Origin of the sequence: Mesorhizobium sp. B3-2-1 (genome assembly GCF_006439515.1) — a bacterium.
Taxonomy (GTDB): domain Bacteria; phylum Pseudomonadota; class Alphaproteobacteria; order Rhizobiales; family Rhizobiaceae; genus Mesorhizobium.
Genome location: NZ_VFTI01000006.1, coordinates 84,796 through 99,155, shown reverse-complemented (window position 1 = coordinate 99,155; position 14,360 = coordinate 84,796). Strand labels below are relative to the sequence as shown.

The 14,360-nt window shown below is 60.6% G+C and carries 18 protein-coding genes and 1 tRNA gene; 6 read left to right on the top strand and 13 right to left on the bottom strand.

Features of this window, described 5'->3' with window-relative positions; all coding sequences use genetic code 11:
* Positions 1-4: 4 nt before the first annotated feature.
* Positions 5-904: a LysR family transcriptional regulator gene (locus FJW08_RS08475; protein WP_140762824.1), complete on the bottom strand. Its 900-nt coding sequence runs from the start codon at positions 902-904 to the stop codon at positions 5-7.
* A gap of 113 nt (positions 905-1,017) precedes the next feature.
* Here FJW08_RS08475 and FJW08_RS08470 point away from each other — a divergent pair, with 113 nt between their 5' ends.
* On the top strand, positions 1,018-1,905 hold the full coding sequence (locus FJW08_RS08470; RefSeq protein ID WP_140810129.1) for an NmrA/HSCARG family protein: 888 nt from the start codon (positions 1,018-1,020) through the stop codon (positions 1,903-1,905).
* Between the two features lie 18 nt (positions 1,906-1,923).
* On the opposite strand, the gene FJW08_RS08465 is transcribed toward FJW08_RS08470, so the two are convergent.
* Positions 1,924-3,444, bottom strand: coding sequence for a phosphomannomutase/phosphoglucomutase (locus FJW08_RS08465; RefSeq protein WP_140810128.1), 1,521 nt, complete (start codon positions 3,442-3,444; stop codon positions 1,924-1,926).
* A gap of 198 nt (positions 3,445-3,642) precedes the next feature.
* Here FJW08_RS08465 and FJW08_RS08460 point away from each other — a divergent pair.
* A tRNA-Pro gene (locus FJW08_RS08460) sits at positions 3,643-3,719 on the top strand.
* Positions 3,720-3,792: 73 nt separating this feature from the next.
* On the opposite strand, the gene FJW08_RS08455 is transcribed toward FJW08_RS08460, so the two are convergent.
* The 3 genes from FJW08_RS08455 to FJW08_RS08440 form a co-directional block, all read right to left on the bottom strand.
* The gene (locus tag FJW08_RS08455) at positions 3,793-4,455 is read right to left on the bottom strand and encodes a hypothetical protein (protein WP_181182876.1); all 663 of its coding nucleotides are present in this window, start codon (positions 4,453-4,455) and stop codon (positions 3,793-3,795) included.
* Between the two features lie 447 nt (positions 4,456-4,902).
* Positions 4,903-5,505 carry a general stress protein gene (locus tag FJW08_RS08445; RefSeq protein ID WP_140764756.1) on the bottom strand — a complete coding sequence of 201 codons (603 nt, stop codon included), beginning with the start codon at positions 5,503-5,505 and terminating at the stop codon, positions 4,903-4,905.
* A 21-nt stretch (positions 5,506-5,526) separates the two neighbouring features.
* Positions 5,527-6,267, bottom strand: coding sequence for a DUF4142 domain-containing protein (locus tag FJW08_RS08440; protein WP_140810124.1), 741 nt, complete (start codon positions 6,265-6,267; stop codon positions 5,527-5,529).
* A 264-nt stretch (positions 6,268-6,531) separates the two neighbouring features.
* On the opposite strand from FJW08_RS08440, the gene FJW08_RS08435 reads away from it, so the two are divergent.
* Positions 6,532-6,783, top strand: a complete 252-nt coding sequence (locus FJW08_RS08435) for a DUF982 domain-containing protein (RefSeq protein ID WP_140810123.1) — start codon at positions 6,532-6,534, stop codon at positions 6,781-6,783.
* 62 nt (positions 6,784-6,845) lie between these two features.
* Positions 6,846-7,172: a hypothetical protein gene (locus FJW08_RS08430; RefSeq protein WP_140764748.1), complete on the top strand. Its 327-nt coding sequence runs from the start codon at positions 6,846-6,848 to the stop codon at positions 7,170-7,172.
* A gap of 27 nt (positions 7,173-7,199) precedes the next feature.
* Here FJW08_RS08430 and FJW08_RS08425 read toward each other — a convergent pair whose 3' ends face one another.
* The 4 genes from FJW08_RS08425 to FJW08_RS08410 form a co-directional block, all read right to left on the bottom strand.
* Complete coding sequence (locus FJW08_RS08425) at positions 7,200-7,469, bottom strand: hypothetical protein (RefSeq protein ID WP_224598904.1); 270 nt, start codon at positions 7,467-7,469, stop codon at positions 7,200-7,202.
* Between the two features lie 2 nt (positions 7,470-7,471).
* On the bottom strand, positions 7,472-7,753 hold the full coding sequence (locus FJW08_RS08420; RefSeq protein ID WP_224613776.1) for a hypothetical protein: 282 nt from the start codon (positions 7,751-7,753) through the stop codon (positions 7,472-7,474).
* A 135-nt stretch (positions 7,754-7,888) separates the two neighbouring features.
* Positions 7,889-8,155, bottom strand: a complete 267-nt coding sequence (locus FJW08_RS32895; RefSeq protein WP_224613777.1) for a hypothetical protein — start codon at positions 8,153-8,155, stop codon at positions 7,889-7,891.
* Between the two features lie 470 nt (positions 8,156-8,625).
* Entirely contained in the window at positions 8,626-9,528 is a 903-nt protein-coding gene (locus FJW08_RS08410) for a hypothetical protein (protein ID WP_140810122.1), read from the bottom strand.
* Positions 9,529-10,275: 747 nt separating this feature from the next.
* On the opposite strand from FJW08_RS08410, the gene FJW08_RS08405 reads away from it, so the two are divergent.
* Positions 10,276-10,797: a ferritin-like domain-containing protein gene (locus FJW08_RS08405; RefSeq protein WP_140764742.1), complete on the top strand. Its 522-nt coding sequence runs from the start codon at positions 10,276-10,278 to the stop codon at positions 10,795-10,797.
* Positions 10,798-11,165: 368 nt separating this feature from the next.
* Here the strand turns inward: FJW08_RS08405 and FJW08_RS08400 are convergent, their stop codons facing one another.
* A complete protein-coding gene (locus FJW08_RS08400) occupies positions 11,166-11,348 on the bottom strand; it encodes a hypothetical protein (RefSeq protein WP_140810121.1) in 183 nt (60 codons plus the stop codon).
* Between the two features lie 602 nt (positions 11,349-11,950).
* Between FJW08_RS08400 and FJW08_RS08395 the strand changes: the two genes are divergently transcribed.
* Positions 11,951-12,154, top strand: coding sequence for a CsbD family protein (locus FJW08_RS08395; RefSeq protein ID WP_140810120.1), 204 nt, complete (start codon positions 11,951-11,953; stop codon positions 12,152-12,154).
* 860 nt (positions 12,155-13,014) lie between these two features.
* Here FJW08_RS08395 and FJW08_RS08390 read toward each other — a convergent pair.
* The 3 genes from FJW08_RS08390 to FJW08_RS08380 all read right to left on the bottom strand — a co-directional run bounded on the left by FJW08_RS08390 (position 13,015) and on the right by FJW08_RS08380 (position 14,196).
* Entirely contained in the window at positions 13,015-13,242 is a 228-nt protein-coding gene (locus FJW08_RS08390) for a hypothetical protein (RefSeq protein ID WP_181178809.1), read from the bottom strand.
* A 156-nt stretch (positions 13,243-13,398) separates the two neighbouring features.
* A complete protein-coding gene (locus tag FJW08_RS08385) occupies positions 13,399-13,899 on the bottom strand; it encodes a diguanylate cyclase (RefSeq protein ID WP_224597725.1) in 501 nt (166 codons plus the stop codon).
* A 78-nt stretch (positions 13,900-13,977) separates the two neighbouring features.
* Positions 13,978-14,196, bottom strand: a complete 219-nt coding sequence (locus FJW08_RS08380; protein ID WP_140810119.1) for a hypothetical protein — start codon at positions 14,194-14,196, stop codon at positions 13,978-13,980.
* Positions 14,197-14,360 lie beyond the last annotated feature (164 nt).

The window sequence follows — 14,360 nt, the reverse complement described above, 5'->3', positions numbered from 1 at the left end:
CCCTTTAAGCGGTATTTGCCCGATTGGAAATCCGCTCGGCCGCCAGTTCGATAAAGGCCTTGACCAAGGGCGAAAGGTGGCGGCTGCTCGGATAGAGGACATGCAGTCCGCCGGCCGGTGTCGTGTAGTCATCGAGAACGCGCTGCAGGCGCCCCTGATCGATCAACCCTTCGGCCATCGCCTGGGGCAATTGTGCGATGCCGAAGCCCGCGAGCGCGGCCGCAACCACCGCCTGCATTTCATTGGCGGCGAAGCGCCCCGCAACCACGGCCGTCTCCTGGCCTTGTGGTCCATCCAGCACCCAGTGGGCAACTGACGCCGATGGACCCGCGATGACGCATCGATGGCGCGCTAGATCCGCCGGACTTTCCGGCATTCCGTATCGTGTGAGATAGTCGGGGCTGGCGCAGAGCAGCCTGCGCGTGGCGCCGAGCTTGCGGGCGATCAGCGTCGAATCCTGGAGGGTGCCGGTGCGGAAGGCAAGGTCGATGCCGTCCTCGACCAGGTTGAGCTTGTCGTCGGTGAGGCGAAGCTCGACATTGGTCTTTGGATACAACTCCAGAAAGTCGACCACGGCGCGGATGAGGAAGTAGCTGCCAAAACCTACTGGGGCCGAAACGCGGATGGTGCCCGACGGTTCTGCCCTCGCCTCCGCGAGACGCAGATTCGCCTCCTCTATCGCCCGCAACCCTTGGCTGCTCTGCTCATAATAGGACCGCCCGGCATCCGTCAGGTTGAGGCTGCGTGTCGTGCGCTGCAGCAGGCGCACGCCGACCTCGCGTTCCAGCGCGGCGACACGGCGGCTGACCGTCGTCTTGGGCATGGCGAGCAGGCGTGCTGCGGCGGTGAAGCTGCCGGCTTCGACGACGCGAGCAAACACGACGACATCATTGAGATCAACCATTGTGCTCACAAGTGGAACAACGTTTTCCAATTATAGGCAATTATGCATCAATCGGACAGGGCGTAATTTTGCTCCGGACAAACAAGTCAGACAGAGAAGAAGGAGCAGACGAAATGACCAGCAAACGTAGCGTTCTTGTGACCGGCGCCACGGGCCAGCAAGGTGGCGCGGTTGCGCGTGCGCTGTTGGCCCGGGGCCATCGCGTCAAGGGACTGACGCGCAGGCCGGACAGCGAGGGCGCGCGGCAACTGGCGTCGGCCGGCGCCGAGATGGTGGCCGGCGATCTCGCTGACGCGGGCTCGGTCGTGAGCGCCGCAAAAGGCGTCGACACCATGTTCCTGATGGGCAACAGGTATGAAGCCGGCCTCGAGGAGGAGACCCGTCTGGGGATCCTTGCCGCCGATGCTGCGAAGACCGCCGGCGTCGGACACCTGATCTATTCCTCCGTTGCCGACGCCGACAAGAAGACAGGCATCCCGCATTTCGAAAGCAAATATCTGGTCGAGCGGTATATCGAGCAGCTCGGCGTTCCCTATTCGATCAGCGCGCCGGTGGCCTTCATGGAGAATGCCGTTGCGCCGTGGTCGATCGGTGCGCTCAACCAAGGCATCCATGCCTTCGCGATGCCGCCCAAGCGGGTGCTTCAACTGGTCGCCCTGGCGGATATCGGCGCTTTCGTGGCCGCCCTCGCCGAGCGGCGGGAACGGGTATTCGGCAAGCGCTTCGATTTCGCCGGCGACGAATTGTCGGGCGAAGAACAGGCCGCAATCCTGTCCGGCGCCATCGGCCATCCGATCCGCTATCAGGAAATACCGATCGCGGTTGCTCGTCAGCAAAGCGAGGACGCTGCGCTGATGTTCGAATGGTTCGACCGCGTCGGCTACGACGTCGACATCGCCAGCTTGCACAGGGAATTTCCGGAGGTGCGCTGGCACGGCTTTGCCGACTGGGCGCGCGCGTTCGACTGGAGCGTTCTGACGACCAAAGCGCTGGAACGCTGAACTAGCCAGAACGCTGAACTAGAAAGTCTGGTTATAGGCGCCGACTTCCGGACTGCGGCGCAGCACGGCGTCGACGGCATCGAACATCTGCCGGCGACGCTCGGACGAGACCGGGCTTTCGACGACCACGACCAGTTCCGGCTTGTTCGACGAGGCGCGCACCAGACCCCAGGTGCCGTCCTCGGCAACGACGCGCACGCCATTGACGGTGACGAGGTCGACGATCTTCTGGCCAGCGAAACTGCCACCGTCCCGCTGCATCGCCTGAAAATCGGAAACCACCCGTTCGACGACGCCGTACTTCACCTCGTCCGCGCAGTGCGGAGACATGGTGGGCGTGCCGAAGGTCAGCGGCAGCGCACGGTAGAGATCGGCCATCGAACTGGCCGGGTTGCGGTCCAGCATCTGGCAGATGGTGATTGCCGTGACCAACCCGTCGTCATAACCGCGCCCGATCGGAGGGTTGAAGAAGAAATGACCTGACTTTTCGAAGCCGGCGACCGCGCCGAGTTCGGCAACGCGGCGCTTGATGTAGGAATGGCCGGTCTTCCAGTAGTCGGTAGCCGCGCCATTGGCGCGCAGCACCGCGTCGGTGTTGAACAGTCCGGTCGACTTGACGTCGACCACGAAGGTCGAACCCGGATATTGGCTGGAAATATCCCGCGCGAGCATGACGCCGACCTTGTCGGCGAAGATCTCGCTGCCTTCATTGTCGACGACGCCGCAGCGGTCGCCGTCGCCATCGAAACCCAGCCCGACATCGGCCCCTGTCTCCAGCACCTTGTCCCTGATGGCATGCAGCATCTGCATGTCTTCCGGATTGGGATTGTAGTTTGGAAACGTATGATCAAGCTCGACATCAAGCGGGATCACTTCGCAGCCGATCCGTTCCAGCGCGTCAGGTGCAAAGGCGCCGGCAGTGCCATTGCCGCAAGCGGCAACCACTTTGAGCTTTCGTGTTAAGCGCTTGCCCATGGTCAGGTCGTCGAGATAGGTGGCGCGAAAATCGCGGACGAAATCATAGGAGCCGCCGCCTGTAAGGTCGAAATCGCCGGCCAGCACGATCGCCTTCAGCGCGCTCATCTCCTCGGGCCCGAAGGTCAGCGGCCGCGCCGCACCCATCTTGACGCCGGTCCAGCCATTTTCGTTGTGCGAGGCAGTGACCATCGCCACCGACTGCGTCTCCAGTGCGAACTGCGCGAAATAGGCCATCGGCGACAGCGCCAGGCCGATATCCTTCACCCGTGCGCCGGCCGCCATCAGTCCGGAAACCAATGCCAGCTTGATGCCAAGCGAATAGGAACGGAAATCATGTCCGGTGACGATGTCGGGTCCAACGCCGAGACGGCGGATCATCGTGCCCAGCCCCATACCCAGCGCCTGAACGCCGATCAGGTTAAGTTCGGGCGGCACCGTCGAACCGGGATGGCCGAACCACCAGCGCGCATCGTATTCCCGAAAACCGGATGCCTTGATCAGCGCCGCGGTTTCGAATTCGAAGCTGTTGGGCCATGCTTCACCAACGATTTTTGGGGGCAAGACAGCAGAGCTCCAGGCTGCAGAAACACAATCTATCGACGCAGCGGCTTAGCACACAAGGCTTTAAGCCGCGTTTATCCCAGATGGAAATCCGGGCTTTCCGGCACTGCCCGACGAAAGCGCACGAAATGCGACAGAAGTGCTGCCAATGCCGCTTGCAGGAACGAAGTGTGGCAGCTATAAGCCCGCGTCTGGTCACGGAGTGTAGCGCAGCCTGGTAGCGCACCTCGTTCGGGACGAGGGGGTCGCAGGTTCAAATCCTGCCACTCCGACCAGTCAAAACAATGGGTTAGCAACACGGCATTTCCGCTACCCCACAGATATCCCCACAGAAACAGATGCCGCGGCCTAGCGCTTGCGCAACAACACCGGCACGACGTGGTGAAAAGCGATTCCCTCATCGCGGTGTTCACCCCCGGAAATCGCTGCAAACCATGCTGCCGCAGCGCCAAGCGCGGAGCCTGCAGCAGTCGCAAAGCCAAATATGGCAGCTATATGGGCTGAAAGGCGCATCGTGCTTTCGTTGACAGCGGGATTGGCTATGGCGGCCGCGCCGTGGCCAGCAATCATCGCCAAGAAAAACGCTGCTCCGAGTGTCGCTAGAGCCCAGACTGCGATGCCGTGTATGCCATCGCGGAATTCGCTTTCGCTTTGGTTGCTATCTTCCCAGCGCGTGCGCATTCGTCCAGCTACATAACCGCCGGCTGCGGAACTTGCTATGGCGACGATAACTACCCACAGCCCGGCCACGAGCACATTCCAAGAGGCGCCCCCGTTGGGAAGAGTTGGAGAACCCAGCCCCAAACCAGCACTTGACCCGAATTGCAAAAGAACCACTGAAGTGGCGCAAGCAATGACACCCCCGCCGAATATGCCTCCCCATTCAAGATAGGACGATGTAGCCCCTTTTGGGGTCACTGCAACGCTTTCCGTCGGGGCTATTTTGGCCATGATCTTACCGAAGTCCAAAAAGTGACAGAATGAACAAAACGCCCACCACGAGGCCGACAAGATAGATTATTCCGTTCACGGCATCCTCCTCCTGGTTGCGGACCGTAAGACAAACGTGTCCGCAATGTTTTGGTTGTAAAAGAGCCGGGCTTGGAAATATGGATGTCGGTGATAAGTGGAAATTCTGCCATGAAATCGGCATCCCCAGTGATGTACGCATTTAAGAGCGGCAAAGCTGATTTAATGACATCTATTGCGGGCGGCCCGTCCGTTCCGTCACTGAAGGATCGTGCAGGGCCGATTCCGTAGAAGGCAGAAAAAGGCAGAGGCTCACGCCTGCCTCTTCGCCGTGCCTACGGCTCCCCACAAGTGAGATCGAACCCAACCCGATTCCGTCGAGATGGGTTCGATCGTAGCGCTCCGTCATAACGAAGCAGGATCGAGGGCTACATTCGGTGCCGCAGCAGGATCAGGTCCAGTTTCCCGACCTCGTCCGCGGATTCGGTTTCAGCGTCGATTGATTGCGCGTCCCCGGTCGCGGTCGATCTCGCCTGGCACGTATTCGCCTGCATTGACGTCGAAGCCGGTCCAGCCGTCGGCCTCGTACATCCTGCGGCGTTCAGTCAGGTCGACCGATCGGGACTGACCCAAGATCTCCTCGGCGTTCGGCACGAGCTCGTCCTGCACCTTGGCCGTCACCAGGGTGCCGCCGCGGCGTACACCTTCCGCATACACGTGTGCATCGCGCTCGGGCACGCCCGAGTCCGTCAGGGCGCCGATGATGCCGCCGGCCGCCCCACCGGCGACGGCACCGGCCACCGCTCCCACGGCGGTGGCGGCGAGCCATCCGGCCGCGACCACGGGGCCAACACCAGGGATGGCCATGACGCCAAGCCCCGTGAGCAGGCCCCCGGCACCGCCGACCACAGCTCCGATTCCCGCACCGCTGCCCGCATCTTCGGCGGCCTCGGAACGGTTTGTGTCGTACCAGTCATCCGAGTTATTGGCGACGATGCTGATATTGGAATGCGGAACGCCCGTCGCCTCGAGCTCGCCGACCGCATCGGCTGCGTCGTCATAATTGTCGAAAAGTCCGGTTACCGTTTTCATGTGATTTCTCCTGATCCATGCTCACTTGCTTGCAACGACGTTGCCCTGGTAATCGACCCCAACGTTGAGGTTTTCGCCTCCTTTGGCGGCCTGACCGCGCCAGATGCCCTGGTCGTCCTTGGTAAGCTTCGACACGTTTTTATATCCCGCATTCTCGATACGGCTCTTGGCCTGGGCTTCGGTGAAGCTGTTTGCGCCCGGCACGAGAGCGGCGGCGTTCGGAGTATTGTCGGTCTTCACCGCCGGCGTTGTCGCTCCGGTGATGTCATCCTGCCCGGCGGCGATCTTTTCGATCGTCTGCTGGTGCATCTTCAGCGTACCGACCGTCTGCTGGGCGAAAGTCTTGAGTGCCGCGTTGTCACCACCGCTGGCATAATCTTCAAACAGCTTGACTGCGTCGTCATGCGCCTTGCGCTGCATGTCGACATAGAGTGGATCGATCGGCTGCTGCGCGTTCTTGAGCTTGTCCAGATCCGCTTGGTGCTGGGCGTCGAGCGCTGCCGGTACTTTCAATTTTTGTTGGTTGGCGACCGCTTCCAGCTTGGCGTTGGCGGCGCCGTGGTCACGGATCATCATCTGAGCAAAATCCTTGATGCGCTGGTCCTGGGTCTTGCCCAGGGCAATCTGGCTCGAATCGACCTCGAACTTGCCGCCTACGGCAGCCTTGTCGACAAAATCCTGGGCACTGTCGGCAGCGAAGGCAGGCATTGCGAGAACAACGGAAGCAGTGGCGAAGGCGGCAAGAAGGTGTCGTGTTTTCATCGGCTTTATCCTTTATCAGTGAGCGAATTTTCGCTGCGTTCCTAACAAGCCAAAATGCGCTTTGTTCCCCGCGTCCAGATGACACGATGGCGGACCAGGCGGCGCCAAAGACCGCCGTGGAGGCAAGCGGTTTCCAGGCGCCGCCATTCCAAACGCCGGGTGCGCGGGAACAAATCGACGGTCGCAGAGTTGGGAGCGGTCTGCGCGACGCCGTCTCCTTCGGCAGGCTTCGTAAAGTGACAGGGGCAGGTCTCGGAGGGGCAGGTGCTTACAGGCCGTTTCAGAAAAACGGTCGTCATTCAACCGGGCCGAATTGAACGAGACAGGGTTGTCGTCCCGGTGTCCGATGCCGCTGAAGTGCTGCTGCGGGACTGGCCAAAGCCGACATCCGAAATGTGTCTTGCCGCGATCAGGGCGTGCCTCGCCGTGATGCGTGGCGAAAAAGATCCAAAGGTCGCGAGACAGGCGTTCATCGTTGCGGCCAAGGACGCCAGGATCCTGCTTGAGCAAATCTAGGCATTGCAAACCTCCGCCGCGGATTTGGCAGAGTTCGGTTGGAAATTGGAAAGAGAGAGGTCATGGCGAAGATGTCAAATCCTACTCCTGCCTCTGCCAGAGGAGAGATTCAGGCGGGAGCGACGCAGGACAAAACGCCGGGATTCGATCCCGCCATTGCCCCGCTGGAAACCGACGCCGAGGCGGCCGACACACAAAATCCGGTAGCTGAAGCAGAGCCGCCACGTTCCCGGCCAAAATTCGAGAACGACGCCAGCTTCGCCAATGCGATGCGGCCGATCGAAGGCGAACCGGAACTGCGGCCTCGCGGCAACTGGCCGCTCTTGGTCATAGCAGCTGTCGTTTTGGTGGCAGCCGCGGTTTTTCTGGCCGCGAGCATGCTGCGCTGAAAATTCACGACGATGCGCGGCGATGACCTATTCGCGAAGATCGGGTGCGCTCTTCATGCCAGAGAGTTCGGTCATCGGGCACAGCAGCCGCGGGCGCGCCGGGTCGGATGTCGAGCTTGTCCCAAGGGATGCGGTACAGACCATCACGGCGGCGCAGCCGAAACAGATCGAGCACCGCCACGCGACGAAATCGTCGTCATCCCGTTCGGCGCAGATTTCCTCGATGTAGCCGATGCTCTTGCCTCGTTGCGATAGAACGCATCGCCCAGCTAGATGTTCGAGATTGACGTTGGTCATCATCAAGCTCCCGGGATGCGTCCGATGACATGATCGCGCAGCCAGTCCTGCCAGGCGAAGATCGACGTCTGACGCACATCCACATTGAACTCGATATCGATACCGATATCCTGCACCTTGTGCCAGGCGATCCGATGCGGCTCGCCATGGCGCTTGCCGCCCAGCTTTGCCGCGAGTTGCGCCATCCACCGCCCGGGTCCTGCGCCGAGGCGGCGCGCCAAAGTGATGGAGCCAAGTTCGATCGCAACGATCCTTGGCGGCTTGCCCTGCCGCAACTCCGCCACCAGCCCATCGATCTTGCCTTGACCTGTTCGCGGTCAACCACCTGCTTGTCCAGGAGATCACGCAGCAATTTCATCATGTGCCTCCGAATATCTGCAGCGGAATCGTCACCACAGCCAGCACAAAGCCGAGCGCGATCATGAAGATGACCGCGGCATTGGAGAAAATACCGTTGCGATGCGCGCCGACATAGCGTCGTTCAGCAGAAACAGCAGTGGAACCACGGTCATCGGCAAGCTGGCCGCCGTCAGCGCCATGGAAAAGATGGTGAGCCTCAGCGGATCGAGACCAAGCATGATGGGGATAGCGGCAAGAAACAACGATACCGTGTACACCGCGCTGAACCCTGGGTTGTCGCGCGGCTTGCGATCCTCGCCCCACGTCCAGCCGAAACCTTGAGCCACGAGGTAAGCCTCTGCAGCTCGACTTCGAGAGCAGCGCCGAGGCAGGTAATGGCGAGAGAGGCTATGAGCAGGACGAAACCCCACAAGCCGAATACTGGGATCAGCATCAACGGCAACTGGTGATAGTCCTCCACCTGGTCGAAGCCGTGCGTCGCCAGCATGAGGGCGGCCACGATCAGCACGCCTACCGAAATGGTCCCCCCGAACGCCATCCCAGTCCCGCTATGGCCCGATTGGCACGGAGATAGCTCTTGTCCCACTGGTCCTCGATGGCCCCGGAGGAATAGAACAGGTATGGCGATATCGAGGCGCCGAGGCTGGCCAACTTACATCACCACAGCACGTTCGCTCAGGCGGAGACTCTCGACCAGCCGACCTTGATTTCGACTACCACGTTCCACCAAAGACGAGCGCCCGCCGGCAAGCCGACGGGCGAATTTGATCAGGCAACCCAGCAAGGTAGCTGGCGGTCAGTGGCGGGCCGCGTCTTCATCGCGCTGATTGCCGCCAAGTGCCGCGGCAACGCCGGCGATGAAAGCACCCACGATCATCGAAAGGGCGCCGACCAGCGCAAAAGTGGCGCTTGCCTTTCGGGCAGTGTCCGCGGCGGCCTTCGCCTTGTTCTTGGCGTCTTCTATTCCTGCGAGAACCGTGCCTACGCGCTTTGCGGCATCGGCCTCCGAAAGCCCGGTGCGGGATGCGACCAGTTTCGCAAGATAAGTCTTGTCGTCGGCCGATACCCCTCCCCTGGAAGCGCTCGCGACAAGGATGTGGGTCGCCTGGGCGGTCGCGCCGGCATCGTTCTGGCCAGCAGGAGCGGCGGTTCCGCTATTGGCTGGCCGGAACAGCGCATCGACGAAGTAGCCCAAGCTGTCATTGTCACCCGCGCCGCCCGCGGCATTCGTGACGGCCGAAGTAGCGCCCGCAGCCATGCCCGAGACGACGTTGGACGTGGCCTGCACATCCGCCCCGACTGTTGCCGATAAAGCCGAGCCGAAGACCCCCGCAACCAGCAGCGTTGCTAAGGCCCAGGCAAGGAAGCCGTGCGCGGTATCGCGAAAGTAGACTTCATCATCGTGAACGCCGACCCATTTTGTGCGCAGGCGGCCGGTAAGATAACCGCCTAACCCGGCCGACAGCCATTGTACCACGACCAGCCATACGGCGGCCGAAACCGCGAAAGTGGTGACCGACGCGCTTGCGCCGGTCCAGGGTGAAATCATCGTCAGTCCCAGTCCCGAGCCGATCAGCATCAGGATTATCGTCAGCGTCGACGCAGCAAAAGCGCCCGCAATGATCGGGGCCCAGCTCACGGCTGATGACGACGACTCCCTTGAGCCGGAAACTTCAATGTCAGCAATTACAGGGTTCATCTGACGCTCCTAGCGTGCGAACAGCATGAGCAGAATGATTATCGGGATTGGAACTCCCAGCAGCCAAAGCAATATACCGCGTCCCATGGCAACCTCCTGTATTGTCGAGACGAATACCAATTCCCGGAACCGGCTTTCGTTCCAAAGGTCTAGTCACCCAGATCAAGGACAGAATAGACAAGGTTCGTTCAGCTGATCTGGCGCCTCCCATTGCATTCGTTTCCCGTCCCCCGGCCAGGAGCGCGGCCGATCGGATGAGGCGGCAACTCAGCCTTTCCGCCATCAGACCTGCGAGACCAGCAGCGTCATCAGGCTGCCGACGATCATACACCGTCCGAGACAGCCGGTTTCGGTGAATTGCGCTATTTTCCCGTTACAGCTAGCGCATTTGGTCGGCGGGTCGACGACGCATGACGGCATATGCCGTCTGGCAATTGCGTTTGCCGCATCTCGGAAGGTCGCCGCCCAGGATCTGCTGGTCCCTGCCGGGCCAAGTGCCGCGCTCACCATGATAGACCAAATCTTTCCGCGCGGCGGCGAGCGCCCCCGAAGTGATCACCGTCCCAGCCCGACCCCGTGCCTCGTCGAGTAGAAGATCACAAAATATTTCGCCGGGAACGTCGCTTGACTCTGTCGGTTCTGGTTGCTCGAGGAAGTCGAAACGCCTTCCTCGAATTTCGCTAACTTTGAACACTGGGCGAACGCCGTTCTGTTTGGAACAGCAAGCCAACCGAAGGAGAGACATTGATGGTGAAGAACAGTTCGTTCGGCGCTGCGAACGGCCTGGAAAGCCTGTTCGTGGATGGCCTGAAAGACATCTACTATGCGGAAAAGAAAATTCTAAAGACGCTGCCGAAGATGGCCAAGGCGGCGCAATCGGAAGAGGTGAGCGCAGCCTTCGAAAAGCATCGCACCGAGACGGAAGGTCAGGTCGACCGGCTCGAGCAAGTTTTTGAAATGCTAGGCAAGCAGGCCCGGGGCAAGACGTGTCCCGCAATCGACGGGATCATCGAAGAGGGTTCGGAAATCCTCGAGGAATACAAGAACGAGCCGGCACTCGACGCGGGCCTCGTGGCGGCTGCCCAGTCGGTCGAGCACTATGAAATGGCGCGCTACGGCACGCTGATTGCGTGGGCGGAGCAACTGGGCCTGAAGGATGCGCTGCCCTTGCTGCGCCAGACTCTCAAGGAAGAATCCGCCACCGACGAAACCCTTACTAAGCTGGGCGAAAGCGGCGCGAACGAGCGGGCCTTGCAGGCGGCCGCCTGAGGCGCCTCGCATACTCTCGGTTCGCGTGCCAAAAACTGGCGATGCGGCCTCGGTCTCCCGACCGAGGCCGCGGTTTTCACCTAAGGACGTATGCTGCCTTGTGCACATTAATCAGCATTCGCAATTGATTGGACCGTTCTGGGTCTTGGCCCGGCGGCCCTGTGCCGAGTGCAGTTGCCACGACCGGGCGACAACTGCGCTGCCGGGGTGAAAGAGCAAGGCGCGGGATTGATTCTGGACGTAGCAACTCTCCTCATCTGTTTTGAGAACCGTCAGATCGGTGACCTAGCGCCATCAGATCGTAACACGACAGTTTGCGCATTAGTGTCAGGACGAAAGGTCCGATGTCAGCCAACAGCCACGGCGGCTCACGGCCAGCATCTCGGACAAGATGCGCCGCGCCCTGCAAGCCGCAATGGAAGCTTGGATGCGGCAGGCTTGTCACGGCCGGGGCGCTTCCGCTCGGCGGCAAAGCCGATCATCTCGCGCAGCAGATCGGCATCCGGGGTCTTCTCCACGAGCGTGCGCAGGTTCATCATGTCGTCGGTCATCGGTGGTCCTTCCGAAATGGGGTTGGCGTCAACAACCAAACCCTACCGGAAAACGCCGATGACCACCGACACGCCGCTCACTCGCTACAGCGCTACTAACGGCGCGCTCGCGAGCGGCTTCGTAACCGCCAGCTACACCACTTGATGGGACACGACCAACAAAATCGCTCCTACAAGCGAAACATTTACCCGACATCGAAGGTGTCAGCATTTGCTTGGGACGAGCCGCCTCAGATCAGAACACTTGCGGATCGGCAGGCTTCGAGTCTCAGATTCTCAGAATAGGATCGTCTGGCGCCCTGCGGACTGAAGCCGGCAAACTCGAGACACCGCGGTACCAACAGAGACGATGGATTTTTGAGGTACAAGCTTCAATCCTAGGCTCCGCCCGCGGCGGGAAGAGCCAGGGGGCCCGGTGCTGGCTCTGGAACCCGGTCCCGCAAGCCGCCTTTTGCGAGGGTGCGGGGACTGCCCGCCGTCTCATTCCCAAATCGCAAGCTCAGAAATGTTCCAAAAATAAAACCAGCGGCAGTTCACTCTGCACCGGAACATCTGCGCCCTGCAGCCGTTTGCCCTCGTGTTCAACAAGGAGACTTCCGAGCATGGATTGGAACCGCGTGGAAGGGAACTGGAAGCAGGTTAAGGGCAAGGTCAAGGAGCAGTGGGGCAAGCTTACCGACGACGATCTCGACCGCATCGGCGGCAAGCGCGACCAGCTAGAAGGCAAGATCCAGGAGCGCTACGGTACCGAGAAGGACCGAGTTCGTCGCGATATCGACGAATGGTATGCCCGCCAGGGCTGGTAGCGTGCGGGGGCGAGGGAGCCGCAGCCTTCAGTCCGGGCTCAGTCGCGACCAGCTTTGTCCTTCATTGCGGTATCTCCCATTCACGTCGCCGGTGCCTCAAGCTTCGCTGCCTGGTATACCATGCACCACCACACGATCTCATCCTTCCAACTTGGCGTTAAAGTGTGCCAGATCGGGAGAAGAAGCCCGGTCCTGGCCTATCGCATGGCGACTTTGCGCCTCCATTCAGTCGTACCGTGCAGCTGAGATGGAAGTCGTACTCGTTCGCTAGTTCGGCGATTAGGACCGTGGCGACAGCTGCACTGAGGAAAATAGCGCGCTCCAAGCGAATTGCCGCGGCGCACGGGCAATGCTTGTTGGGGTGTCTACAATTACTGGGCGCCGGACGGCCATTCGGGCAGCGGAGCCAGGCCGCGGTTGAACTGCTTCCATCACATGGACTCATCTATCACGCAGCAGGCACGAAGCATGGCGTGGGCCCGCCGAAGCGAGACCAGATAGCACTATCCTAGCAGAAGCATTGTGCGAACCGAACCGCGGCCCGGCAGCAATTGGCCGCTGTTCATTGCAGCCGTCGTTTGGTGGCGGCCATGGCACGAGCATCCCGTCGAAACGCCCAGACCAACGGCCACCGGTAATCTAATCCAGCCTTAGATGACGGCCACCGAAGGCCAAAGCCGGCACTTGATGCGCCACAAGAACAGTCTCCCCACGACCGAAGCAAATCATAAGTTGATCTGGAGTGCGCCGCATGCCGGTCAATCGAACGCCGCGCGGGCGCGGATGGCGAGAAATGGAACGTGGCAAAGGGAGCAATGTCAGCCGACCCGAGCCTCATTCGATAGACCATGCCGGTTCGTTCAACCCTGCTCGCTCGCGCCTGCGGGATTCTCGATCCTGTATTCGTGGATTAGGCCGAGGACCTGACATCTTACCGCCTCGCGCGCTTCCGGCTGAATGAAGGGCATCAGCCGGTCGACGGTTTCGACGATCGCCCGCGGCAGATCCGCAACGGCATCGGTAAGCTCGCTGCCATGCTCATACATGTTGTCGGTCAGCTTCTTGTCCAGATCGGAAAGGATGCCCATCAGCACACTCCATGTCCGTGCTCTCACCCTCTGATAATGGCCAGCAAAGCGGAGATGTTCCGCGCAGGACGCGCCCAGACGGTTGCAGACGTCGTTTCCGATAGGCGCGTCACCGCAATGTCGTCTGGCCCGGGTCGCGTCCGGCTTTCGGCGGGATCAGCCTGCCGGCATTGGCACGGAACCCCTGACGAATTCTTCCAGATAAGGCAGCAATTCGAAAAGCAGGATCACGACCATCACGCAGACGATATAAGTCACCGGCAGCGGCTGCGATCTCCAGGCAAGATCAAAACGTGCGGTTTGCCGTCCTGTCCCGAACAGTGCAAGCAACGTCCCCAATGGAGGGAGACGACGCTGACCAGCCCCATTTACGGTGCGCGCCGTTGTGGCGTAGCGCACATCCCAGATCGCCGTCGCCTCGTGAATGAAGAAGGTGACGATCATGACGGCTACGACGAGGGCGTTCACATCGAGGAACATGGCGGCAAGCAATGGCACGCCGACCTCGGCGAACATCACGAGATGGATCAGCGATTCCTTGGCGCCCGCGGTCGACTCGATATGCGACGCGCGATGGCAGAGCCAGTCGGCAAAACCGGCGACCAACCAGACGGGGAGAAGAAAATACATCAGGATCAGAACGGAGGGATCTGACACACAACGTCCTCTCGTCTGAGTTCATATGAAAGATAGCGTCCCTGCTGAGCCAAGCTGCTGTTGCTAGAAAGCCGTCAATCACTGCTGCCCCGGCATTTCTGTATTTTCCTTGGGATTTTTCTGGATGCCCGCGGCCGGTGAGGTATCCGCCGGAGCGTTACCCCCCTGGTTCTGCTCAGGCGCTCGTTTCAGGGGCGAGGTGCGCCAGCCCATATCAACGTAATGAAAGCCGATCAGGAATCCGACGATAATGACGGCGGCTATCACCAGCGAAATTACCGCGTTGCGTCGCTCCATCGCGCTGCTCCCTTCCCTTGCCGAACAGCTAATGACCAAAATAGTTCCACAGCAGGTGCGAACCGATGCCGAGACACCGATGGTCGCCCGTACTGGCCTGGCAAGCGAGGATTGAGGGCGGCCAAATTGCACCAGCGACGTTCGTTTCGCACAATCGGGAACAA

Bases quoted from the DNA above. Each gene is read 5' to 3' on its own strand.
- FJW08_RS08395 (WP_140810120.1), top strand. From the start codon at position 11,951: ATGGATTGGAACCGCGTGGAAGGGAACTGGAAGCAGGTTAAGGGCAAG.
- FJW08_RS08400 (WP_140810121.1), bottom strand. From the start codon at position 11,348: ATGACCGACGACATGATGAACCTGCGCACGCTCGTGGAGAAGACCCCG.
- FJW08_RS08430 (WP_140764748.1), top strand. From the start codon at position 6,846: ATGGCGAAGATGTCAAATCCTACTCCTGCCTCTGCCAGAGGAGAGATT.
- FJW08_RS08470 (WP_140810129.1), top strand. From the start codon at position 1,018: ATGACCAGCAAACGTAGCGTTCTTGTGACCGGCGCCACGGGCCAGCAA.
- FJW08_RS08475 (WP_140762824.1), bottom strand. From the start codon at position 904: ATGGTTGATCTCAATGATGTCGTCGTGTTTGCTCGCGTCGTCGAAGCC.
- FJW08_RS08390 (WP_181178809.1), bottom strand. From the start codon at position 13,242: ATGGGCATCCTTTCCGATCTGGACAAGAAGCTGACCGACAACATGTAT.
- FJW08_RS08440 (WP_140810124.1), bottom strand. From the start codon at position 6,267: ATGAAAACACGACACCTTCTTGCCGCCTTCGCCACTGCTTCCGTTGTT.
- FJW08_RS08410 (WP_140810122.1), bottom strand. From the start codon at position 9,528: ATGAACCCTGTAATTGCTGACATTGAAGTTTCCGGCTCAAGGGAGTCG.
- FJW08_RS08445 (WP_140764756.1), bottom strand. From the start codon at position 5,505: ATGAAAACGGTAACCGGACTTTTCGACAATTATGACGACGCAGCCGAT.
- FJW08_RS08380 (WP_140810119.1), bottom strand. From the start codon at position 14,196: ATGGAGCGACGCAACGCGGTAATTTCGCTGGTGATAGCCGCCGTCATT.
- FJW08_RS08425 (WP_224598904.1), bottom strand. From the start codon at position 7,469: ATGACCAACGTCAATCTCGAACATCTAGCTGGGCGATGCGTTCTATCG.
- FJW08_RS08405 (WP_140764742.1), top strand. From the start codon at position 10,276: ATGGTGAAGAACAGTTCGTTCGGCGCTGCGAACGGCCTGGAAAGCCTG.